General features: G+C 67.5%; 1 pseudogene (running past one end of the window). It reads left to right on the top strand.

Annotation, left to right across the window (positions count from 1 at the left end):
- A pseudogene (locus GEV05_25625) lies at window positions 1-1,117 on the top strand (GNAT family N-acetyltransferase) (it extends 1,571 nt beyond the left edge of the window).
- Window positions 1,118-1,172 lie beyond the last annotated feature (55 nt).

Raw genomic sequence — 1,172 nt, 5'->3', positions numbered from 1 at the left:
CGCGACCGGGTTCCCGGTGGTGCTGAAGATTCTTTCGCCCGACATCACCCACAAGTCGGACGTGGGCGGCGTCGCGCTCGACCTGGAGAGCGCGGACGAAGTACACGCGGTGGCGGCCGCAATGCTCGAGCGCATTGCATCCCTGCGGCCCGACGCCGCGCTGAGCGGGTTCACCATCCAGTCGATGGTGCGCAGGCCGGACGCGCACGAGCTCATCGCCGGCGTGGCGGTCGACCCGTTGTTCGGCCCGGTGATCCTGTTCGGCCACGGCGGCACGGCAGTGGAAGTGATCGCCGATCGTGCCGTCGCGCTGCCGCCGCTCAACGTGCCGTTGGCACAGGCATTGGTGGATCGGACCCGGGTCGCCAGACTGCTCGCCGGCTACCGCGACCGCCCGCGGGCCGATCTGGACGCGATTTACGACGTTCTGGGCAAGCTCTCGCAGCTCGTGATCGACATGCCGCAGGTCGTCGAGCTCGACATCAATCCGCTGCTCGCCGACGACCAGGGCGTGCTTGCGCTCGATGCGCGCGCCCGAGTGCTCCCGCCGAAGGCAAGCGGACGCGAGCGCCTCGCCATCCGACCCTATCCGCGCGAGCTGGAGGAGCGCATCGAATGGCAGCGACGCAACCTGCTGTTGCGCCCGATCCGGCCGGAAGATACCGAACGCCATCTCGACTTCCTGCGCAAGCTGAGCCCCGAGGACATTCGCATGCGCGTGTTTCACACGCGCCGCTACATTGCGCCCTCGGAGCTTGCGCGCCTGACGCAAATCGACTACGAGCGCGAGATGGCGTTCGTCGCCATTGCCACCGACGGCGCAGCCGAAACGCTCGGCGTCGTGCGCGCGGTCACCGATCCGGAGAATGCACGCGCGGAGTTCGGCATCGTGGTGCGCTCGGACCTGAAGGGGCAAGGGCTCGGCTCGATTCTGTTCGACAAGATCATTCGCTACTGCCGTGAACGCGGGACGCAATGGCTGGTTGGCGATGTCCTGCTCGAGAACACCGGCATGGTGGCGATGGCGCGGCGCAACGGCTTCACCATCGACCGCTCGCCCGAGCCGAGTGCGGTGCGCGTAACACTCGATTTGCAGGCGCAGGCGAATGCCGGGTGAACCACACCACCCCGCCCGCTGACGCGGGCACCCCTCCTCATGAGCAGTATTAGCC

This window comes from Betaproteobacteria bacterium, from assembly GCA_009377585.1.
Lineage (GTDB): Bacteria > Pseudomonadota > Gammaproteobacteria > Burkholderiales > WYBJ01 > WYBJ01.
This window is presented reverse-complemented; position numbering and strand designations above follow the sequence as displayed.